A 19,991-nucleotide genomic window follows, 5' to 3' on the forward strand; every position below is an offset into this window, starting at 1 on the left:
GTGTTGGGGACAAATGCCGCTTACGCAGCAGGCGGGTAACCCGCCTCCGTCAACGCCTCGACAAAGGCCGCGCGGTCCTCGCTGGACTCAATCTTGACCTTTTTACTGGCCACATCCACCTCGACTTTGGCCTCTGGATCGACCAGCTTGACGGTGCGGTTCACCATGCCGGCGCAGTGGCCGCAGGTCATGTCTTGCAATTCAAATTCAATCATGGGTACTCCTGGAAAGATGGAAAACCTGACTCTAAACCTTGCCCCCATGGTAAGGTCAAAGCCTGTCGCGCCATACCCACATGACACCCGGGGGATTGATCTCAAGCCCCTTGACCTTACCATTATGGGAAGCTTGACACTTGCCTCATCGCCGGTCAAACGGCACAACACCCGAGGAGCCCCATGAACACCGCAGCCCTGCCGATAGCAACCCCCTTGCAACAAACCGACTGGACTTTGCCAGTAGAAGGCATGACCTGTGCCTCCTGCGTGTCACGGGTAGAAAAAGCGTTGACCGCCGTCCCCGGCGTGGGCGAAGCCAGCGTCAACCTGGCCACCGAGATGGCCAGTGTCAAGGCCGACAAACAAGTCACGCTGCAGGTGTTGCGCGCGGCTGTCGACAAAGCCGGTTATTCGGTGCGTGAGCAGTCGGTACAACTGAAGGTGGACGGCATGACTTGCGCGTCCTGCGTGTCCCGCGTTGAAAAAGCCCTCAAGCAAGTACCCGGCGTGGCCTCGGCCGAAGTGAACCTGGCGACCGAAACCGCCGAGGTCAGGTTTGTCGGCCGGGATAACAACCTCGCGGCCCTGATCGCTGCGGTCGACAAAGCTGGCTACAGCGCCAGCCCCGTGACGCAGGATGGCTCCAGCACCACCGCCAGCACAAAACCCGCCAACGACTGGTGGCCAGTCGCGGTGGCGGCTGCGCTGTCCGTGCCGCTGGTCCTGCCCATGTTCGGCCTGTTGTGGGGTTCCGGGTGGATGTTGCCCGGCTGGCTGCAACTGGCCCTGGCCACCCCGGTGCAGTTCTGGCTGGGCGCCCGTTTTTACCGCTCTGGCTGGAAAGCGCTCAAGGCGCGGGCCGGCAACATGGACTTGCTGGTTGCGCTGGGCACCTCTGCCGGTTATGGACTGAGTGTCTACCTCTTGTGGGCCCATCGCGATCACGGCATGCCACACCTTTACTTCGAGGCCTCGGCCGTCGTGATCACCCTGGTGCTGCTCGGAAAATGGCTGGAAACCCGGGCCAAACGCCAGACCACCGAAGCCATACGTGCGCTGAACGCCTTGCGGCCTGAGACCGCACGGGTACGGCGCGACGGCCAGGACATCGAGCTGCCGATCAGCCAGGTGCTCAAAGGCGACAAGGTGGTGATCCGGCCCGGCGAACGGGTAGCGGTGGACGGCGTGGTGATCGAAGGCTCCAGCCAGATCGACGAGTCCCTGATCACCGGCGAGAGCCTGCCGGTTGCCAAACACGCGGGGGACAAGGTCACCGGCGGCTCGGTCAATGCCGAAGGCCTGCTGGTGGTGGAAACCACGGCCATAGGCGCGGAATCCACCCTGGCCCGCATCGTCAGGCTGGTGGAGTCGGCCCAGGCCAAGAAGGCGCCCATCCAGCGCCTGGTGGACCGGGTCAGCGAAGTGTTTGTGCCGGTGGTGATTGGCATCGCGCTGCTCACCTTGCTGGGCTGGGGCCTGGGCACCGGCAACTGGGAAACCGCCATTCTCAATGCGGTGGCGGTGCTGGTCATTGCCTGCCCCTGTGCCCTGGGCCTGGCCACGCCGACGGCGGTGATGGCGGGTACCGGCGTGGCCGCGCGGCACGGCATTCTGATCAAGGACGCGGAAGCGCTGGAAGTCGCCCACAAGATCAAGATCGTGGCTTTCGACAAAACCGGCACCTTGACCGAAGGCAAACCCGAGCTGGTGGCGGCCGACACCGTGAACGGTGACCACGCGGCATTTTTGATCGCCAGCGCTTCGATTCAGGCCGGCAGCGAACACCCGCTGGCCCGTGCCGTGCTGGAGGCCGCCAGCCGTGAAGGCCTGCAGCCCATGCCGGCCACCGAGGTCCGGGCGATTGCGGGCCGCGGTATGGCGGCCGTGGTCGGCCAGCGTGAGTTGCGTCTGGGCAGCACCCGTTTCATGGAGGAGTTGAAGGTAGACCTGGGCATGCTGACGGCCCGGGCCAGCGAGTTGCAGGCGCAGGGACGCACCGTGTCCTGGGTGGCTGACGTGACCGGTCAGCCCGTGTTGCTGGGCCTGCTGGCTTTTGGCGACACGCTCAAAACCACGGCCGCACTGGCTGTCGCCAAATTGCACGAACAAGGTGTACGCGCCGTGCTTGTAACCGGCGACAACCGCGGCAGCGCCGAGATGGTGGGCCGGCAACTGGGCCTGGATGACATCCGCTTCGAAGTCCTGCCCGAAGACAAGGCCAGGATCATCGCCGAACTCAAGGCCGGCGGCCTGGCCGTCGCGATGGTGGGTGACGGCATCAACGATGCACCGGCGCTGGCAGCGGCCGATGTGGGCATCGCCATGTCCACCGGCACCGACGTGGCCATGCATGCGGCCGGCGTGACCCTGATGCGCGGCAACCCGGCCCTGGTGGCCGACGCCATAGATATCTCGCGCCGCACCTACGCCAAGATTCGCCAGAACCTGTTCTGGGCTTTTGTTTACAACGTGGTCGGCATCCCGCTGGCGGCTTTCGGCCTGCTCAATCCGGTGATCGCCGGCGCCGCCATGGCATTCAGCAGCGTCAGTGTGGTGAGCAACGCCCTGATGCTGCGCCGCTGGAAAGGAAGCAACACATGACCATGAACCCACTCCCGGCCGGCCCTTTCAATATTGGCGAAGCCGCGCGCCAGTCGGAGGTTTCCGCCAAGATGGTGCGCCACTACGAGTCCTTAGGCCTGTTACCCAGCGTGCACCGCACGGACTCGGGCTACCGCCAGTACAGCGACAAGGAAGTGCACACCCTGCGCTTTATTAAACGCTCGCGTGACCTGGGTTTCAGCATGGCGGAGATTGCCGACCTGCTCAAGCTCTGGCAAAACCGGCGCCGCTCCAGCGCCGACGTGCGGCGCATTGCCATCAAACATGTGGACGACCTGAACCAGCGCATGGCCGAGATGCAGGCCATGAAACACACGCTGGAACACCTGGTCCACTGCTGCCAGGGCAACCAGCGGCCGGACTGCCCGATTCTGGATGAGCTGGGGAAAGAACCCGCGCCCGCCGGCAAGAAGTGAAACGTGCAAGGGGCACCAGATCGGCACGGCATAAAAATGGCCCCTTGCTGCAGGACTTCTGGGCACCCTTCTTTCGCTATATCTTCTATAGCTGCTTGCGCTCATTTTTAAAGGGCTGCAAGCCTTTTTCCTATAAATTCAGAAACAGTTAACCGGAGCCTCACAGGCGTGACCATGCTATGGTTGCGCATGCCCAAAACCATACGCTACACCTTGCTGTCGCTGCGTGATCTGGTGGTCTCCGCCGGTCCCTTTATCCTGCTGGCCGTCACGCTGCTGGCACTGGCTTACTGGTGGCTGGACCCGAACCCGCCCAAACGCGTGACCCTGGCCACCGGCCCGGCACAAAGTGCTTATGACGAATTTGGCAAACGCTACGCCAAGGCGCTGGCCGCCGAGGGCATTGAAGTGGTGCTGCACCCGTCCGAAGGTTCGGCTGCCAACCTGAAGCTCTTGCGGGAAGGCAAGGTGGACCTGGGTTTTGTGCAGGGCGGCAGCAACGATTACAGCGAAGAAGACGAGGAAAAGCTGGCATCGCTGGGCAGCCTGTTTGTAGAGCCCGTGTGGCTTTTTTACCGCGAAGAGTCCGCCCGCCAGGCAACCCCGACCGGCACCCTGTCAGCCCTGACCCAGTTGCAGGGCCTGCGCATCAACGTGGGAACCCCCGGCAGCGGCGTGCCCCGCCTCATGAACAGGTTGTTCGAAAGCAACCACATTGACCCGGCCAGCCTGCGGCTGTCCAGGCTGGCGCAAACACCGGCCACGGTGGCGTTCCTGGGCGGCGAGCTGGACGCGATTGTGTTTGCCTCGGCCCCCGAATCGCTGATGGTGCAAATGCTGCTGCAGACACCGGGTGTCAAGCTCATGAACTTCGCGCAGAGTGAAGCCTACTCGCGCCGGTTTTCATTTTTGAGCCCGGTGCGTTTGCCGCGCGGCATGGTGGACCTGGCCGGCAATGTGCCGCCCGAAGACGTGCGGCTGGTGGCGCCGACCACTGCGCTGATTACCCGCACCACCACCCACCCGGCGTTGCTGCAGCTGTTTGCGCAGGCGGGCAACCAGATTCATGGCAAGGCGGGCTGGTTCAAGCACGCCCGCGAGTACCCGAATATTGAAAACAACGAGTTGCCGATTGCCAAGGAAGCCGAACGCGCCATCAAGAACGACTCCCCGCTGCTGCAGCGCTACCTGCCGTTCTGGGTGGCCAACCTGATCGAGCGCATGTGGCTGGTCATGGGCATCATCATCGCCGTGCTGCTGCCGCTGTCGCGCATCGTGCCGCCGCTGTATGCCTTCCGGGTGCGCTCGCGCATTTTCAGGTGGTACGGCCAGCTGCGCAGCATAGAGGTGCGCAGTGAAACCGAGGACTGCGGCGCACTGCTGCGTGAGCTCAACCAGCTTGACAGCCGGGTCGAGAAAGTCAGCGTGCCGCTGTCCTATACCGATGAGTTATACGCATTGCGCAACAACATCCACCTGGTCAGGAAAAAGCTGCTGCGCGCAGAAACTGCCACGGACTGAAAGCGGCGCGCCAGCCTTACCGTTTTGCCGGCCTTGAGCGGTGCTACAGCCTGCTGCTGCCGTCCGCGCCACTCACGCTGTTGCGCATGGCTGTGCGGGCCACATTGTCCAGCGCGCCGTCGAGCACACCCTGCTGGCTGATGACCTTGACCAGTTCCTGCAGCAGCAAATACTGCAGCAGCGGGCCGGTCATGGAGTGCGTGCGGCCGCCTTCGCTGGTAAACATGTACAGGGTGTTGTAAGGGCTGATCCAGGTCAGCTGCGCACGCAGCCACTGCGTGTCATGGAGCAACTCCACCCAGGCGCCCAGGCGCAACTCCACGCCTTCGCCTGGCTCTGGCCGGACAGGGGCGGCGGTCGCAGCAGGCTCTCTCTCCTCGGGCCTGGTAGCTTCAAAACCGGGTTTGGTAGTGGCAGGAAGATCATCCATGAACCCGGAGTTCTGGGCTTCCTTCGGGGCGAGCCACGGTTTTTTGCGTGTGGTTTCATCATTGGCGTCAAACGCCTCGTCAAGGTCTTGCCGGCTTCTGGACCTGGAATCGACAGGCGCGGGCTCGGCCTTCAATGCCGCCTGGTGCACCTGCATGAGCTCGTCAAAAAACTGTTTGGAATCTGCCAGCGGGTAGTCGATCGATAGCAGCCCCGCGCGTATTCCTTCCAGCATGCCGGGAATGATCTTGACCAGCCGCTTGCGATGGCGCGAGGTCTGGGCAGGATCCAGGCTCCAGAGCATCTCACCCAATGTCAGGCTGAACTCGGCCTTTTTGGTTTCGGGCCCGCCGTGCTCGCCGGACAGGCGCTCCCGCGCCATCACCTGCGCCCATGGGCCGGTCAGGAAAGCCGTGACCACACGGTTGCCGCTGACAAAATCCGGGCGCGCGCGGATTTCCGCAGCTATCTTTTCGGCCAGCAGGTTGCGCTGCTCCGCCTGCAGCAGGGCCTGCACGGCCAGGCTTTGTGATTCATTGTTTCCCGAACTGCGCAGGGCCTGGCTGGTTTCAAAAGTTTTCAGCAGCGTGGCGAAATGCTGGGCATCGCTGGCATGCTCCTCCGTCAAAAGAGGCGCGATATCCTGCAGGTCCTGCATGAACCCGGCAAAACCTGCCGCGTTTTCGCTGGAGTACGCCAGGCTTTTGGCCGTGATCACTTCAAGCAGGCGCCTGGCGGGGTGGTTCTTGTCACTGAAAAAGCGGGGGTCATTCACGCCCAGCCGCAAAAAAGCCGGCTCTGCATCTGCAATGATCTGCCGCACCGGCGCCAACAACCGTGGATCGCTGGCCATCTGCTCGATCATCAGCCCAACCACCTCGATGGCCAGCGACTGGCCCAGGCTCTTGGCCTCGGTCTTGAGTTGCGCCCGCATCTGCGCCAGCGGCAAAGGCGGCGCCACGCGAGCCCTTTTCGCCCGGCTCGAGGCAATGCCCTTTTCCTTGAGTTCGGCCAGGACATCCATGGCAGCCGGCACGGTATGCGAAAACTCCTGTTGCGCCATCTGCTCAAAGCCCGACGGCAGGAGGCTCTCCTTGAAGGATTCGTCGTAATCGCCCACCAGCAGGCGGTGCAGGTGGTCCAGCGTCAGCAATGCGTCATTGCCGGATCTGGCTTGCGCAGCGCCTGGTGCGCGGCCAACGGGAACGAAGCCGCTGTGACCATAATATCCAGAAGCAGGGGCGCCAGGCGCATCCATCAACCCCGCCTGGTCATGCCACGGACCTGACGGGCCGGCTGGCCTGGCCGTTTTATCTGCATGCGAAGGGATCACGCCATAAGCGGCCGGCGCGATCCCCTGCTCTGTCAGTTGGTCGCTCAGCAGGACATACAGCGACTGCAACTCCCTGCCCATGAGCTGGGCGCCATGCATCAACCAGCGCGAACGCGCCAGGTTGTCCGCGGGGAGATCCTGCAGTTGCTTCATCAAGGCCTGGCAGAAAATTTCGGGTCGCAGGGGATTCTTGTCGGCCTTGACCGAACTGAAACCCTGGGCCGTGCTCAGGCGCGCGGACAGCCCGGCCAGCCCGGCTTCACAAGCCAGTGAAACGATTTGCAGCAGGCGTGCGCTGTCGACGGTTTCCTGGACCTGGTTGTCCCCCATCAACTCAAGGTCGTCAAAACTCAGGGATGAAAATGAACGGCTGGTCTTGTCCGCTTTTTTGGCGACAGCAGGTTTTGTGTCATCGGCAATCGCATTGGTCAGCACAGTCGCAAAACCCTGCTCAATCACCGACTGGTTCTTCTTGAGTGCCGAAATGGCATCCTGGAGCTGGCGTTTTTCCGAGCTTTCAGAAACAAACATCGAGCGCTCATACAGAGCATCCACCAGCTTGCTGCACCAACGCGAAATCAACAGCGGGCACTGCCGGAATGCTTCGTTAAGACAGGCTTGGTAAGCGGCGGTAAGGGCTTGCGGGGACTTGCTCATGGTCATGGTTTTGGGATTGCACTTTCAGGCCAGGGAGCGAAAAAGACTGAAGCAGAGGGGAAGTCCAGATGATAGCGGCCAGCAGCACGATTGATGCACTTCACCGGCACCACTCACCACAAGCGCGCCGCAACATCAATGTTCATCTACTTCGACGGCGCGTCCAGTAACCATTTCTTACATGCCAAATAGCAATGAAACAGTGCACCCTCCAATAGAAAACCGCATCACCCTCGCCCCCAAAACCTTACACCTGGTTACCTGGCGCCATAAAAATCCCGGGTGACGGCCATGGGAATTTGTTGTGAACAAACATCGCCTGGCCATAGCCTTGCCGGCTATCGAAGGCCGTGCATCGCTTCAACAGCCCTGAACGGGCGCCGGGAAAACCCGTACTCCATAGGCCAGAAAATTCGTGAATATGCCAACAATCTCCGCACACGATCAAGGCTGGAACCGTAAGATCTCCATGGCTTATATGAAGTACAAAGCCTTAATCCGAAATGATGCACACAGGCAGGTGCCTTGTTCATCCCCTGACCTTTTTCTCACAAACAAACCCGGAGGGAAATCCTTATGAAACAGTACGGTGCAGAATTTTTTGGTACGTTTTGGCTTGTGCTTGGCGGCTGCGGCAGTGCGGTTCTCGCCGCAGCATTTCCGGGACTGGGCATCGGGTTTGCCGGTGTCGCGCTGGCCTTCGGCCTCACCGTTCTCACCATGGCGTTTGCGATTGGCCATATTTCAGGCTGCCATTTGAACCCTGCGGTCTCGGTCGGCTTGTGGGCCGGCGGCCGCTTCCCCGCGAGCAAGCTGCTGCCCTACATCGTGGCCCAGGTGCTGGGGGCGATTGCTGCCGCTGCCGTGCTGTACGTGATTGCCAGCGGTGCCCCGGGGTTTGATGTCACCAAGGGCTTCGCCTCGAATGGCTATGGCACCCACTCCCCCGGCGGCTACTCCCTGATGGCCGCTCTGGTCACCGAGGTCGTGATGACGATGTTCTTCCTCATCGTCATTCTGGGCGCCACCGACAAGCGTGCACCTGCAGGCCTGGCCCCTGTCGCGATCGGGCTTTGCCTGACCCTGATCCACCTGATCAGCATTCCGGTGACCAACACTTCCGTGAATCCGGCACGAAGCACCGGCGTCGCGCTTTTTGTGGGCGACTGGGCGGTCGCCCAGTTGTGGTTGTTCTGGCTTGCGCCCATTGGCGGCGCACTGCTGGGTGCTGCCGCCTACCGCTTCATAGGCAGCGAAGACTGATCCCCACCTGGCTGTTCCGCAAAATGATTCGCAGGCCGCCGCGGCGGCCCGCCTCCCGGAGTCATGACAGTCCCAGGGCCTTCCAGCCGGAGTGGCCCAGCTTCTCCAGCGTGGCAATGTTCTGTTCAAAGATTGTCTCGGCCTCGGGAAAGGCCTCTACCGCACGCTCCACACTGTCCTCGCGCAGCAAATGCAGGATGGCAAACGGCGCGCGGTTGGTGTAGTTGCTGATGTCGTCAGGCTCCGTGCCATCGAACTGGAACTGCGGGTGAAAGCTGGCAAGCTGCACCACGCCTTCCAGCCCGTGTTCGTCGACCACACCTTCGGCTATTTCAAGGAAATCATTGAAGTCCAGAAAGTCTTCAAACAGCGTCGGATGAATCAGCAGCGTGGTGTCGATCTCTTCAGCAGGCGTAGCCACCAGCAGGTCCAGCTCCCGGTCAAGTTCCTCAAGCAGGTCGTCAGCATGGCGCGCCTTGCTGACCACCAGACGGACCTGGTTCTTCACGTACACCGCTTTCGCAAACGGGCACAGGTTGAGCCCGATCACGGCCTTCTCAAGCCAGTGCCGCGTAGTCGCAAGAACAACGTCGTCCGTCACGCCCACAGCACATCTCCCCGTACCAGTTCCCCATTCAAGCAGGGGCCGCGGGACTGGCTCCGCCAGACCGCAGGCGCAGCGGCCCCCTCGGGGGGCAGGGAGCTACACGTAGTGAGCGACCGTGGGGGCATTATTTCAGCGCTTTGAAACGCACACGCTTGGGCTTGGCACCCTCTTCGCCCAGGCGCTTCTTCTTGTCGGCTTCGTATTCCTGGTAGTTGCCGTTGAAGAAGGTCCACTGGCTGTCGCCTTCGGCCGCCAGGATGTGGGTGGCGATACGGTCCAGGAACCAGCGGTCATGGCTGATCACCAGCACGGAGCCTGCAAATTCGAGCAAAGCGTCTTCCAGCGCGCGCAGGGTTTCCACGTCGAGGTCGTTTGACGGTTCATCGAGCATCAGCACGTTGCCGCCGGCAATCAGTGTCTTCGCCAGATGCAGGCGACCGCGCTCACCGCCGGACAACATGCCCACGCGTTTTTGCTGGTCGGCACCGTTGAAGTTGAAACGGCCCGCATAGGCACGGCTGGGCATGGTGAACTTGCCGACAGTCAGCAAATCGAGGCCGCCGGAGATGTCTTCCCACACGGTTTTTTCGTTGGACAGGTCGTCCCGGTGCTGGTCCACGAAAGCCATCTTGGCCGTCTTGCCGATGGCGACTTCGCCGCTGTCCGGCTGTTCCTTGCCTGCAATCAGCTTGAACAGCGTGGATTTACCCGCGCCGTTGGGGCCGATGATGCCGACGATAGCGCCTGCGGGCACCTGGAAGCTCAGGTTGTCGATCAGCAGGCGGTCGCCAAAGGATTTGCTCACGCCCTTGAATTCGATGACTTCATTGCCCAGGCGGTCGGCCACAGGGATGAAAATCTCGTTGGTTTCAACGCGTTTCTGGTATTCGAAATCCGACAGTTCCTCGAAGCGGGCCAGGCGCGACTTGCTCTTGGCCTGACGGGCCTTGGGATTCTGGCGTGACCATTCCAGCTCTTTCTTCAGGGCCTTGGCGCGGGCTTCCTCGCCCTTTTGCTCCTGCGCCAGGCGTTCGCCCTTTTGCTCCAGCCAGGTGCTGTAGTTGCCCTTCCAGGGGATGCCGTGGCCGCGGTCCAGCTCCAGAATCCACTCGGCGGCGTTGTCCAGGAAATAGCGGTCATGGGTGATGGCGACCACGGTGCCCGAGTAACGCTGCAGGAACTGCTCAAGCCAGTCCACCGATTCGGCGTCCAGGTGATTGGTGGGTTCGTCAAGCAGCAGCATGTCGGGTTTGGACAGCAGCAGGCTGCACAGCGCTACGCGGCGTTTTTCGCCGCCCGACAGCACGCCGATCACGGCATCCCAGGGCGGCAGGCGCAGCGCGTCAGCAGCGATCTCGAGCTGGTGCTCAGAGTCCGTGCCGGCAGTGGCGATGATGGCTTCCAGGCGGGCCTGTTCAGCGGCCAGTGCGTCAAAGTCGGCATCGGGCTCGCCGTAGGCGACGTACACCGCTTCCAGCTGGGCCTTGGCGGCAAACACCGCGCCCATGCCGGCCTCCACACTCTCGCGCACCGTATGGGTGGGGTCGAGCTTGGGTTCCTGCGGCAGGTAGCCGATGTTCAGGCCCGGCATAGGCGTGGCTTCGCCCTCGATTTCGGTGTCCAGGCCGGCCATGATCTTGAGCAAGGTGGACTTGCCCGACCCATTGGTGCCCAGCACGCCGATCTTGGCGCCGGGGAAAAAGCTGAGGGACACGTCTTTGAGAATTTGACGTTTGGGCGGCACGATTTTGCCGACCCTGTTCATGGTAAATACGTACTGGGCCATCTGGATTGATCTCTAAAAAAGGAAAACAGGACAAGTGCGGCATTGTGAAAACAGGGCAGTTTTCCGCTGCCATTTCTGCCGTTAACCCTCTATTATCGTTCCGTGAGACAATAGCGGGGTTGCTGGCTCCAGTTACCCGCAACAATTTGGGCACATCCCGGGCTTACTTCCAAAGTAGCTACGTGATACTTTCAGCCCGACTTTTTGACCCCATCTGCCTATCACTGGCGGGTTGCCTCCAAACAAAGAGCACCCAACAGGCCGATCACTAGCACCCAAGCGGTGCAAAACCATGACATTTGAAGAATTGAATCTGGCCCCGGCCATTCTTAAGGCCGTGCTTGAGCAGGGCTACGACACCCCCACGCCCATCCAGGCCCAGGCCATCCCGGCCGTGCTTGCGGGCGGCGACCTGTTGGGCGGCGCCCAGACCGGCACCGGCAAGACCGCGGCGTTCACGCTGCCCCTGCTGCAACGCCTGTCCACCGAGCCGCGCCTGACCAACCGCCGCGGCGTCAACGCCGTGCGCGCGCTGATCATGACACCAACGCGCGAGCTGGCGGCACAGGTTGAGGAAAGCGTGCGCACCTACGGCAAATACCTGGACCTGACATCGATGGTGATGTTCGGCGGTGTTGGCATGGGCGCACAAATTGAAAAACTGCGCCGCGGCGTGGACATCCTGGTGGCCACGCCCGGCCGCCTGCTGGACCATGCAAGCCAGGGCACGCTGGACCTGAGCCAGGTGCAGATCCTGGTGCTGGACGAAGCCGACCGCATGCTGGACATGGGCTTCATCCATGACATCAAAAAAGTGCTGGCGCTGGTGCCCAAACAAAAGCAGTCCCTGCTGTTCAGCGCAACCTTCAGCGATGAAATCCGCGAACTGGCGAACGGCCTGCTGCGCGACCCGGCCCACATCCAGGTCACGCCGCGCAACACCACTGTGCAGCGCATCACGCAGACCATTCACCCGGTCGGCCGCGGCAAGAAAAAAGCCCTGCTCACGCACATCATCAACGAGCACAACTGGAGCCAGGTGCTGGTGTTCACCCGCACCAAGTTCGGCGCCAACAATGTCGCCGAACACCTGACCAAAAACGGCATCCCGGCCATGGCACTGCATGGCAACAAGAGCCAGACCGCCCGTACGCAGGCGCTGCAGGACTTCAAGAGCGGAGCCATCCGCGCGCTGGTGGCGACCGACATCGCAGCCCGCGGCATCGACATTGATGAGTTGCCGCACGTGGTGAACTACGAGATCCCCAATGTCAGCGAAGACTATGTGCACCGCATCGGCCGCACCGGCCGCGCCGGCAACAGCGGCGAAGCCGTCAGCCTGGTGTGCCTGGATGAAGAAGGTTTCATGCAGGACATCGAGCGCTTCACCAAGCAGAACATTGACAAAGTGGTCGTGCCAGGCTTTGAAGCCGAGCCCGGCGAAAAAGCCGAGCCGCTGGCCATGGGCCGCCAGACCATCTGGGGCGGCCTGGGCAAACCACCAAGCCGCGACGTGATGCAGGCTGCCGCCAAGGCCGCCCGCACTGAAATGATGCAACGCATCCGTGACACCAAGGGCTCGCAGCCTGCACGTGGTGCCAGCAACGGCAATGGCGGCGGCGGCGGTGGACGCGGCCGTGGCCCGGCCGGTGGCGGCAATGGCGGTGGCAACAGCGGTAACGGTGGTGGCAACGGCGGCGGCAATTTCGGCCGTGGCCCGCGCACGCCCAACCCGGGCCAGCCACGCCAGAACTCGGGCTACGGGCAGCCAAGGAATGCGCAGGCAGCCCGCCCGCGCGATGAGCAGCCGCGCGCACCGCGCAACGAGTCACGAAACGAGCCACATAATGACTTCGACAACCACCAGCCTGCCAGCCACGCCTCTTCAGGCTTCCCGTCTTCCGGACAACCTACGGGCGGCAACCGCGGCAACTTCCGCGGCGGACGCTCCGGTGGTGGCGGCGGCTCGGGTGGCGCTGGTGGCCGGGGCAACGGGCCTCGTCGGCCGGGCGGTCCTGGCTCGTTTACTGGCCGATAAGGCTTATTCGGCGGTTCACTGCGTGGGCCGTCGCGCGCCGGATGTGCAGCACCTCAAGCTGGTGTCGCACATCACCAACCATCCCGGGGCATTCACGGCCCCTCCGGTCGATGATGTTTTCATAGCACTGGGCACCACCATCAAGGTGGCCGGTAGCCGCGAAGCTTTCCGGGCCGTGGATTTTGACGCCGTAGTCGCCATCGCAAAGGCAGGCCGCGCCGCCGGTGCAAGTCGTCTGGGCGTTGTCAGCGCCATGGGCGCCGACAGCCACTCCAGCGTCTTCTACAGCCGCGTCAAGGGCGAAATGGAAGCGGCAGTCAGCAGCCTCGGTTTTGCAACCGTGGTCATTGCGCGTCCCTCACTCCTCGCAGGCGACCGCGCATCTTTAAAGCAGGCCCAGCGCCTGGGCGAAAAGCTGGCGCTCTCGGCCTTCAAATGGATCAACCCCCTGCTCCCCGCCAACTACCGTTCGGTGGAAGCCGGCCAGGTTGCGCACGCGCTGGTGAACACGCTGCAGTCAACCGCCACAGGGTGCCACATTCTGCTTTCCGGCGAGATAAATCAGGTCTTCTAGGCCTCTAGCCGCCTGTAGCCGTGCGCGACCAGCTATTCTTTTTATAGCAAACAGGCAAGCGCTGCGATGCGCCCATGCCTGCTGCACCTGAAAGCTGCCGCAGTTACCATAGCGGCATGACTGCCCCAACCCAAGCCGCCATTTCCTTTGGACTCATGGACCGCGTCTGCATCGTCACCGGCGGTGCGCAAGGCATAGGTGAGGCCTGCATTCGCCGCTTTGCACGCGAGAAGGCCAAAGTCGTCATTGCAGACATTGACGATGCACGCGGCGCAGCACTGGCAGCCGAAGTGGGCGGCCTGTATGTGCATTGCGACGTCGGCGACAAGGCCCAGGTGGATGCGCTGGTGAACAGCACCGTGGCAGCCCATGGCCGCCTTGACGTTCTGGTCAACAATGCCGGCATCTTCAAGGCCGCCGATTTCCTGGAGATCAGCGAAGCCGACTTTGATGCTGTGCTGCGTGTCAACCTCAAGGGCGCCTTCCTCGTCGGCCAGGCTGTGGCGCGTGAAATGGCCAAAGCGGGCGCCGCCTGCAAAGGCAGCATCATCAACATGAGTTCGGTCAACGGCGTGCTCACCATTCCGACAATCGCCAGCTACAACGTCAGCAAGGGCGGCATCAACCAGCTCACACGGGTGATGGCACTGGCGCTGGCCGACAGGGGCATACGCGTGAACGCCGTTGCGCCCGGCACCATCGCCACCGAGCTGGCGGCCAAAGCCGTGCTGACCAGCGACGAGGCCAAAGCCCGCATCATGAGCCGGACCCCCATGAAAAGGCTGGGCGAGCCTTCCGAGATCGCAGACACCGTGGCCTACCTGGCCAGCGATGCAGCCAGCTACATCACCGGCGAGATCGTCGTGGTGGACGGCGGCCGCATGACACTGAATTACACCGTGCCAACCTGAAAGCTCCCCGACGCCATATGCCCGCCGACACGACACCCCTGCCCTCAGGGCTTTTCGCGGACGACAGCCACACCGCACGTTGCGCCTGGTGCCAGGCCACACCGCTTTACCGCAACTACCACGACAGCGAATGGGGCTTCCCCGTGGCGGACGAACGCAGGCTGTTTGAAAAAATCTGCCTAGAGGGTTTTCAGGCAGGCCTGAGCTGGCTGACGATACTGAACAAGCGTGAAAACTTCCGCAGCGCCTTTGCCAACTTTGAGGCCGAGCAGGTCGCCTGCTTTGACCAGCACGACGTCAAACGCCTGCTGGCCGATGCCGGCATAGTCCGGCACGCAGGCAAGATCGCCTCGACCATCAACAACGCCCAGCGCGTCATTGAGCTGCGCCGCGAGTTCGGCTCGCTGGGCGCCTTTGTCTGGCAGATGGAGCCCAAAGCTGCGGAGCGGCCAAAACACATCACGCATGAGGTTGTGAAGGCCATGCCCAGCTCGCCGGCATCTGCCGCCCTGTCCAAAGACCTGAAAAAACGCGGCTGGAGTTTTGTCGGTCCCACCACCATGTATGCCTTCATGCAGGCCATGGGTCTTGTCAACGACCACTTTGAAGGCTGCGCCAGCCGTAAAGCCGCGCTGGCAGCACGCGCGGCATTCAAGCCGCCAACAATCAGCCGATGACGCCCGGCTGGATACGGCGCAACAGCGTGGCCGTGCGGCACGGCCATCCAACCCGGCCAAACCAAGCGCCGCCTGCAATGGCAGCTGCGATCACAACACCGTAGACCAGCAGCGCAGTTCCCTGCGCCATGAACACCTGCGCCAGCCCGCCGCCCCAACGTATGGCAAGCCAGCCACCTGCGGCAGCCACTGCCAGCCTGGCAATGTTGCCGGCAACAGGCCACAACAAACGCCCGGCCCCCTGCGAGGCGAAGTACAGCACCAGCCCGACGCCAAAAAAGCCATACAGCGGGCCGACCGAGCGCAGGTAAAGCGTGCCGGCCCCTATCATGGCCGGGTCGCTGCCAAACAGCGACAGCCAGGCGTAGGGGAAAATCGCGGCCGCCAGCCCTATCGCTTCGGTCAGTGTGAAAGCCATGGCCGCACCTATCCAGGTCGCGCGCAAGGCACGTTCATGCTGGCCCGCACCCATGCAGGTGCCGACCATGGCCACCAAAGGCGCGCCCAGGCCGAACACCAGCGGCACCAGCAAATACTCCAGCCGGGAGGCCGTGCCGTAACCGGCAATGGCGGCAGGACCGAAACCACCGGCAAGCGAAGTCGCCACAGCTATGGACAGGTTGGTCGCCACAGTGGAAATCGAGCCCAACAAGCCAATACGCAGGATGTCGCGGAACAGCGGCCAACGCAATTTGACCTGCGTGAACGATGGTTTGAGCAGGCTGTGATCCGACCACAAATAGGCCGCAAGCACCAGCGTGCCGAACAGGTAATACAGCAACAGCGCGATGGCACCGCCGGCAATGCCAAGCGCCGGCACCGGTCCCCAGCCGAAGATCAGCAAGGGAGACAACGGCACCACCACAACAACACCCGCCACGGTTACATTGGCCGGCACCGTCATGTTGCCGGTGCCGCGTATCACGGCCGCCAGTGAATTGAACAGCCAGACCAGGATCGCGCCGGCAAACACCCAGTGCGAGTACGTGGTCGCCGCTTCAAGTGAAGCGCCGCTGCCACCCATCTGCGTATAAAGCCAGCGGCCACCCAGCAAAAGCACCAGCGAAAACGCCAATCCGAAAGCCAATGCAATCACCATGGCATGCAGGACCAGCGCATCTGCATCGTCGCGACGCCCTGCCCCCAGCGCACGTGCAACCGATGAGGCAATGCCACCGCCCATCGCACCAGCGGAGGTCATCTGCATCAGCATCACGATGGGAAACACCAGCGCCATGCCGGCCAGTGCATCGGTGCCAAGCTTGCCGACAAAATAAGTCTCTATCAGGCCAACGGAAGCCTGCGCCACCATCACGAGGATGTTGGGCGCAGCCAGGCGCAACAGCGTGCGGCCAATCGGCGCTTCAAGCAAGAGGCGAGTGCGCGCGTCCATATCAACCCCCACGGTTGCTCACTTCGTGTAGCGCCCTGCCCCCCGAGGGGGCCGCTGCGCCTGCGGACTGGCAAAGCCAGATCCGCGGCCCCGGCTTGAAAATGCCGGCGGCCACGCTTTGCGCCTTGAGCTGTCTCATATGGCCGCCCTCGTTTGACGCGGCAGCAGGGCCTCGCGAATGGGCAGGTTCACCAGCGCGGCGCCGACGGCCAGTACGATGTCTATGTACCAGACCCAGTCATAGCTGCCGGTCGCCTGGAACACATAACCCCCGAGGAAGGCACCAAAGAAACCGCCGACCTGGTGCGCCAGCATGACGATACCGAACAGCATGGCCATGTTGGTGGTACCAAACATCTTGGCCACCAGCCCGGCCGTGGGCGGCACTGTTGACAGAAAAGTCACGCCCATGACTGCTGCAAAAATCAGCATCACTGCCGGTGTTTTGGGCGCCAGCAGAAACAACAGCACAGCCAGGCCGCGTGTTGCATAAAGCAAGGCTAGCAGCGACTTCATGCGCCAGCGGCCCACGGCCCAACCCATCGCCAGGCTGCCGACGATATTGAACAGCCCAATCATCGCCAGCGCCCAGCCGCCTATCTCGGGCGGCAAGCCGCAGGCAGCCACCACACCCGGCAGGTGCGTGGCCAAAAAGGCAACGTGAAATCCGCACACCAGGAAACCCAGGCTCAGGTAGCGGTAGCTGGGCGTGGCAAGCGCCTGGCCTATCGCCTGGCGGGCGCTGAGCGCTTTCGTGCCCGAACTTGCCGCGGCCTGGGCGGCCAGTGCCTTCGAATTGCCCTTGAGCACAAACACCGCCGGCAAAGCCAGCAGCACCAGCACACCCAGCCATTGCATCGCGCTGGCCCAGCCAAGGGCGGCAGTCAGGCCTATCGCAATCGGCGCCATGGCGAACTGGCCGAACGAGCCGCCCGCATTGACGATGCCTGTGGCCAGGCCGCGTTTTTCGGCGGGAACGAGGCGTGTGCTGGCGGCCATCAGCACCGATGGGCCAGCCATGCCGGCGCCGCCTGCAGCCAGCACGCCTATGGCAAAGATCAGGCCGGCCGTGCTGGTCATGAGCGGCGTGATGATGGTGCCAATCGCAACCAGCACCACGCCCAGGAAGATCACACGCCCGGTGCCTATGCGGTCAGCCACGGCGCCGGCAAAAGGCTGCGTCAGCCCCCACCAGAGCTGGCCAAACGCAAAAGCCAGGCTGATGCTGCCTATGCCCAGCGCGGTCGAGGTATTCAGTGCAGACAAAAACAGGCCCATGGTCTGCCGCACCCCCATGGTCAGTGCAAAAGCGCCGGCGGCGGCCAGCAATACCAGCCAGATCGCCATGCCTGCCTGGGCAGGTGCTTGGGGTTTATTCATCATCGGCTCCATCTTCAGGCTCAAGGGGGGACAACAGTTCGAGGGATTCATTGATCAGCACATGCAGCGCCAGCACGCGCTCGACACCCAGCATCTCGTTCAGGCCTTCCTGCGCCGCCTTCCAGCGGTGGCGTGCCTCTTCGCGTTTGGCGCGGCCTGCAGGGGTGATGGCCACACTGCGGCTGCGTGCATCGGAGCCGGCGGCAAGCTCCAGCCAGCCCGCGTCGGTCAGTGGTTTGAGGTTGCGCGTCAGGGTGGAGGCGCTGATTTTCATGCCTTTGGCCAGCTCACCCGGGCGCAAGGGGCCCAGCTTCAACACATAGGTCAGCAACGAATACTGCGTTGTCTTGAGCCCGGCCTTTGCCATTTCGATGTCGTAATGCCTGGCCACCCTGCGCATGAGCTGGCGCAACCGCAGGTTGGTACACCCTTGCGCTTTCAACTGGACCAGAATTGACGGATCAGGTTTTTTTGCCATGATTAAATTGTAGCTACAATCATTGTATATACAAACATAATTCGACAGGAGTTTGCCAAATGACCCCACAGGACACATTGACTCAATGGCTGGAGCAAAGCACCGCGGTACGGGCCCGCATGACGGCCGGCGGCGGCAAACCCGGCCTGGCGCGGCCCGAGCAGGTCGCCGGCAAGACTGGCCTGGAGATCATGCAGGCCATGCTGGCCGGCGGGATTCCCTACCCGCACATTGCCGAAACGCTGGACTTTTCACTGATAGAAGTAGAGCCCGGCAAGGCAACCTTCCAGGGCACACCGCAGCTCAAGCACTACAACCCGCTGGGCAGCGTGCACGGCGGCTGGTACGCCACGCTGCTGGATTCCGCAGTCGGCTGCGCCGTGCACACCATGATGCCTGCGGGCCGCGGCTACACCACGGCGGAATTGAGCGTCAACATTGTGCGGGCCGCATCACACAAGAGCGGGCCGCTGCGCGCCATAGGTATGGTGATTCACTGCGGCAGGCAACTGGCCACCGCCGAAGGCCGCATCGTCGGGCCGGACGGCAAGCTGTATGCGCATGCAACAACGACTTGCCTGGTGTTTGAATTGCCCAAACAAGGCTAGGCTGATTTCACCCGGCATGCCGCCGTATCGCAGCCTGTATCAAGCCGACCGCGGGCAGTTTCGCCGCCCCCTTGAGCGTGATAAACACAAGGTGGTTGATAGGGAACGGCTCAGCCAGGCTTAGTTTCCGGACCTTGCCCGCCGTCGCGTAGTAGCTCACGGCACTCTTGGGCGCGATTGTGAGGAAATTGCTTGCAGCCACCGTCGCAAGATTGGTGTGAAAGGACGAGCTTTCAATGTGGGGACGCGGGGGCAGCAGGCCTATGCCGACAAAAGCCGCCTCAAACATCTGCCGCGTATAGGTGGCCCGCAGCGGAAGAATCCACGGCTGCCCAAGCAGCCTTGACAGGGCAAGCTTGCGTGCGCGGGCCAGCGGGTGGTTTTGTGCGCAGGCGATTTCAAGATTCTCGTCGGCCAGCGGGTCTATCTCGAACACATCAAGATTTTTCCGCGCGCTCTCGGTGTCAATCCGGCCAATGACACAGTCAATCTCGCCGGCCCGCAGCCTGTCCAGCACCTCGGAAACCGAGCCCTCCTGAAACCAGAGCCGGGGCAGTTGCCCGCTAGCTGCCAGCTCGGCAACCAGGCGGGGAATCAGCGCAACGCCGGCCAAGGGCAGCATGCCTATGCGGACCAGCGGCATTTCAGGCTGCTCCGCAAATGCCTGCCCCGCTGCATCAAGCGCCCCAAGGGCAATTCTCAAACGCTCCAGCGCGCGTTCACCCGCGGGTGACAGGACGCCGCCCCGCGTGGTGCGCTCCATGAGCCTGCAACCGAAAGCGGTCTCCAGTTCCTGCAGCATTTTTGTCGCGCTTGGCTGGCTGATGCGCAAGGCGTCTGCAGCGGCAGTCAGGGTCCCCGTGGCAGAGATCAGGTCCAGCAGCTTCAGGTGACGGATACGCAGCCGGTCCACCCTGGCACTCGAAAAACTGCCCGGAATTGGCGCTGAAGCAGGCATGTTGGTCATCATGATTTCGAATGACTCTATTCAAAATCAATAGTTTACAGAGATTAATGCTGAAACCACAATCAGGTCTGGCAACGCCAGAGACATGCACCGTGCCACGATTCAAACCACGA

The 19,991-nt window shown here is 62.3% G+C and carries 17 protein-coding genes; 9 read left to right on the plus strand and 8 right to left on the minus strand.

The annotated features are described in order from the left end of the window. Nucleotides 1-20 precede the first annotated feature (20 nt). Nucleotides 21-215: a heavy-metal-associated domain-containing protein gene (locus ACFQND_RS23735; RefSeq protein ID WP_371440008.1), complete on the minus strand. Its 195-nt coding sequence runs from the start codon at nucleotides 213-215 to the stop codon at nucleotides 21-23. A gap of 183 nt (nucleotides 216-398) precedes the next feature. Here ACFQND_RS23735 and ACFQND_RS23740 point away from each other — a divergent pair, with 183 nt between their 5' ends. From ACFQND_RS23740 to ACFQND_RS23750, 3 genes are all read left to right on the plus strand, one after another. Further along, on the plus strand, nucleotides 399-2,819 hold the full coding sequence (locus ACFQND_RS23740; RefSeq protein ID WP_371440009.1) for a heavy metal translocating P-type ATPase: 2,421 nt from the start codon (nucleotides 399-401) through the stop codon (nucleotides 2,817-2,819). Beyond that, nucleotides 2,816-3,256: a Cu(I)-responsive transcriptional regulator gene (cueR, locus tag ACFQND_RS23745; protein WP_371440010.1), complete on the plus strand. Its 441-nt coding sequence runs from the start codon at nucleotides 2,816-2,818 to the stop codon at nucleotides 3,254-3,256. Before ACFQND_RS23740 ends, cueR begins: the two co-directional genes overlap by 4 nt. 189 nt (nucleotides 3,257-3,445) lie before the next feature. Then, a complete protein-coding gene (locus ACFQND_RS23750) occupies nucleotides 3,446-4,777 on the plus strand; it encodes a TAXI family TRAP transporter solute-binding subunit (RefSeq protein WP_371440085.1) in 1,332 nt (443 codons plus the stop codon). Nucleotides 4,778-4,820: 43 nt separating this feature from the next. Here ACFQND_RS23750 and ACFQND_RS23755 read toward each other — a convergent pair whose 3' ends face one another. After that, nucleotides 4,821-7,196: a DUF1631 family protein gene (locus tag ACFQND_RS23755; protein WP_371440011.1), complete on the minus strand. Its 2,376-nt coding sequence runs from the start codon at nucleotides 7,194-7,196 to the stop codon at nucleotides 4,821-4,823. Nucleotides 7,197-7,772: 576 nt separating this feature from the next. Here ACFQND_RS23755 and aqpZ point away from each other — a divergent pair. Then, a complete protein-coding gene (aqpZ, locus tag ACFQND_RS23760) occupies nucleotides 7,773-8,459 on the plus strand; it encodes an aquaporin Z (RefSeq protein WP_371440012.1) in 687 nt (228 codons plus the stop codon). Between the two features lie 61 nt (nucleotides 8,460-8,520). On the opposite strand, the gene ACFQND_RS23765 is transcribed toward aqpZ, so the two are convergent. Then, nucleotides 8,521-9,060, minus strand: coding sequence for a DUF1415 domain-containing protein (locus ACFQND_RS23765; protein WP_371440013.1), 540 nt, complete (start codon nucleotides 9,058-9,060; stop codon nucleotides 8,521-8,523). A 130-nt stretch (nucleotides 9,061-9,190) separates the two neighbouring features. Beyond that, nucleotides 9,191-10,852: an energy-dependent translational throttle protein EttA gene (gene ettA / locus ACFQND_RS23770; protein WP_371440014.1), complete on the minus strand. Its 1,662-nt coding sequence runs from the start codon at nucleotides 10,850-10,852 to the stop codon at nucleotides 9,191-9,193. Nucleotides 10,853-11,144: 292 nt separating this feature from the next. Between ettA and ACFQND_RS23775 the strand changes: the two genes are divergently transcribed. The 4 genes from ACFQND_RS23775 (at nucleotide 11,145) to ACFQND_RS23790 (ending at nucleotide 15,052) form a co-directional block, all read left to right on the plus strand. Then, complete coding sequence (locus ACFQND_RS23775; RefSeq protein ID WP_371440015.1) at nucleotides 11,145-12,890, plus strand: DEAD/DEAH box helicase; 1,746 nt, start codon at nucleotides 11,145-11,147, stop codon at nucleotides 12,888-12,890. A 22-nt stretch (nucleotides 12,891-12,912) separates the two neighbouring features. Continuing rightward, nucleotides 12,913-13,464, plus strand: a complete 552-nt coding sequence (locus ACFQND_RS23780; RefSeq protein ID WP_371440016.1) for an epimerase — start codon at nucleotides 12,913-12,915, stop codon at nucleotides 13,462-13,464. Nucleotides 13,465-13,580: 116 nt separating this feature from the next. After that, a complete protein-coding gene (locus tag ACFQND_RS23785; RefSeq protein ID WP_371440017.1) occupies nucleotides 13,581-14,375 on the plus strand; it encodes an SDR family NAD(P)-dependent oxidoreductase in 795 nt (264 codons plus the stop codon). Between the two features lie 17 nt (nucleotides 14,376-14,392). Next, on the plus strand, nucleotides 14,393-15,052 hold the full coding sequence (locus ACFQND_RS23790) for a DNA-3-methyladenine glycosylase I (RefSeq protein ID WP_371440018.1): 660 nt from the start codon (nucleotides 14,393-14,395) through the stop codon (nucleotides 15,050-15,052). Here ACFQND_RS23790 and ACFQND_RS23795 read toward each other — a convergent pair. From ACFQND_RS23795 to ACFQND_RS23805, 3 genes are all read right to left on the minus strand, one after another. Further along, nucleotides 15,042-16,445, minus strand: a complete 1,404-nt coding sequence (locus tag ACFQND_RS23795; RefSeq protein ID WP_371440019.1) for an MATE family efflux transporter — start codon at nucleotides 16,443-16,445, stop codon at nucleotides 15,042-15,044. The genes ACFQND_RS23790 and ACFQND_RS23795 overlap by 11 nt on opposite strands. Before the next feature lie 135 nt (nucleotides 16,446-16,580). Then, nucleotides 16,581-17,825 carry an MFS transporter gene (locus ACFQND_RS23800; RefSeq protein ID WP_371440020.1) on the minus strand — a complete coding sequence of 415 codons (1,245 nt, stop codon included), beginning with the start codon at nucleotides 17,823-17,825 and terminating at the stop codon, nucleotides 16,581-16,583. Beyond that, nucleotides 17,818-18,303 (minus strand): MarR family winged helix-turn-helix transcriptional regulator, encoded by a 486-nt coding sequence (locus tag ACFQND_RS23805; RefSeq protein ID WP_371440021.1) that lies wholly within the window; start codon nucleotides 18,301-18,303, stop codon nucleotides 17,818-17,820. Before ACFQND_RS23805 ends, ACFQND_RS23800 begins: the two co-directional genes overlap by 8 nt. A 59-nt stretch (nucleotides 18,304-18,362) precedes the next feature. On the opposite strand from ACFQND_RS23805, the gene ACFQND_RS23810 reads away from it, so the two are divergent. Next, nucleotides 18,363-18,911 carry a PaaI family thioesterase gene (locus tag ACFQND_RS23810; protein ID WP_371440022.1) on the plus strand — a complete coding sequence of 183 codons (549 nt, stop codon included), beginning with the start codon at nucleotides 18,363-18,365 and terminating at the stop codon, nucleotides 18,909-18,911. 7 nt (nucleotides 18,912-18,918) lie between these two features. Here the strand turns inward: ACFQND_RS23810 and ACFQND_RS23815 are convergent, their stop codons facing one another. Continuing rightward, the gene (locus ACFQND_RS23815; protein WP_371440023.1) at nucleotides 18,919-19,869 is read right to left on the minus strand and encodes a LysR family transcriptional regulator; all 951 of its coding nucleotides are present in this window, start codon (nucleotides 19,867-19,869) and stop codon (nucleotides 18,919-18,921) included. Between the last annotated feature and the right edge of the window lie 122 nt (nucleotides 19,870-19,991).

Origin of the sequence: Polaromonas aquatica (genome assembly GCF_042659145.1) — a bacterium.
GTDB lineage: Bacteria > Pseudomonadota > Gammaproteobacteria > Burkholderiales > Burkholderiaceae_C > Polaromonas > Polaromonas aquatica.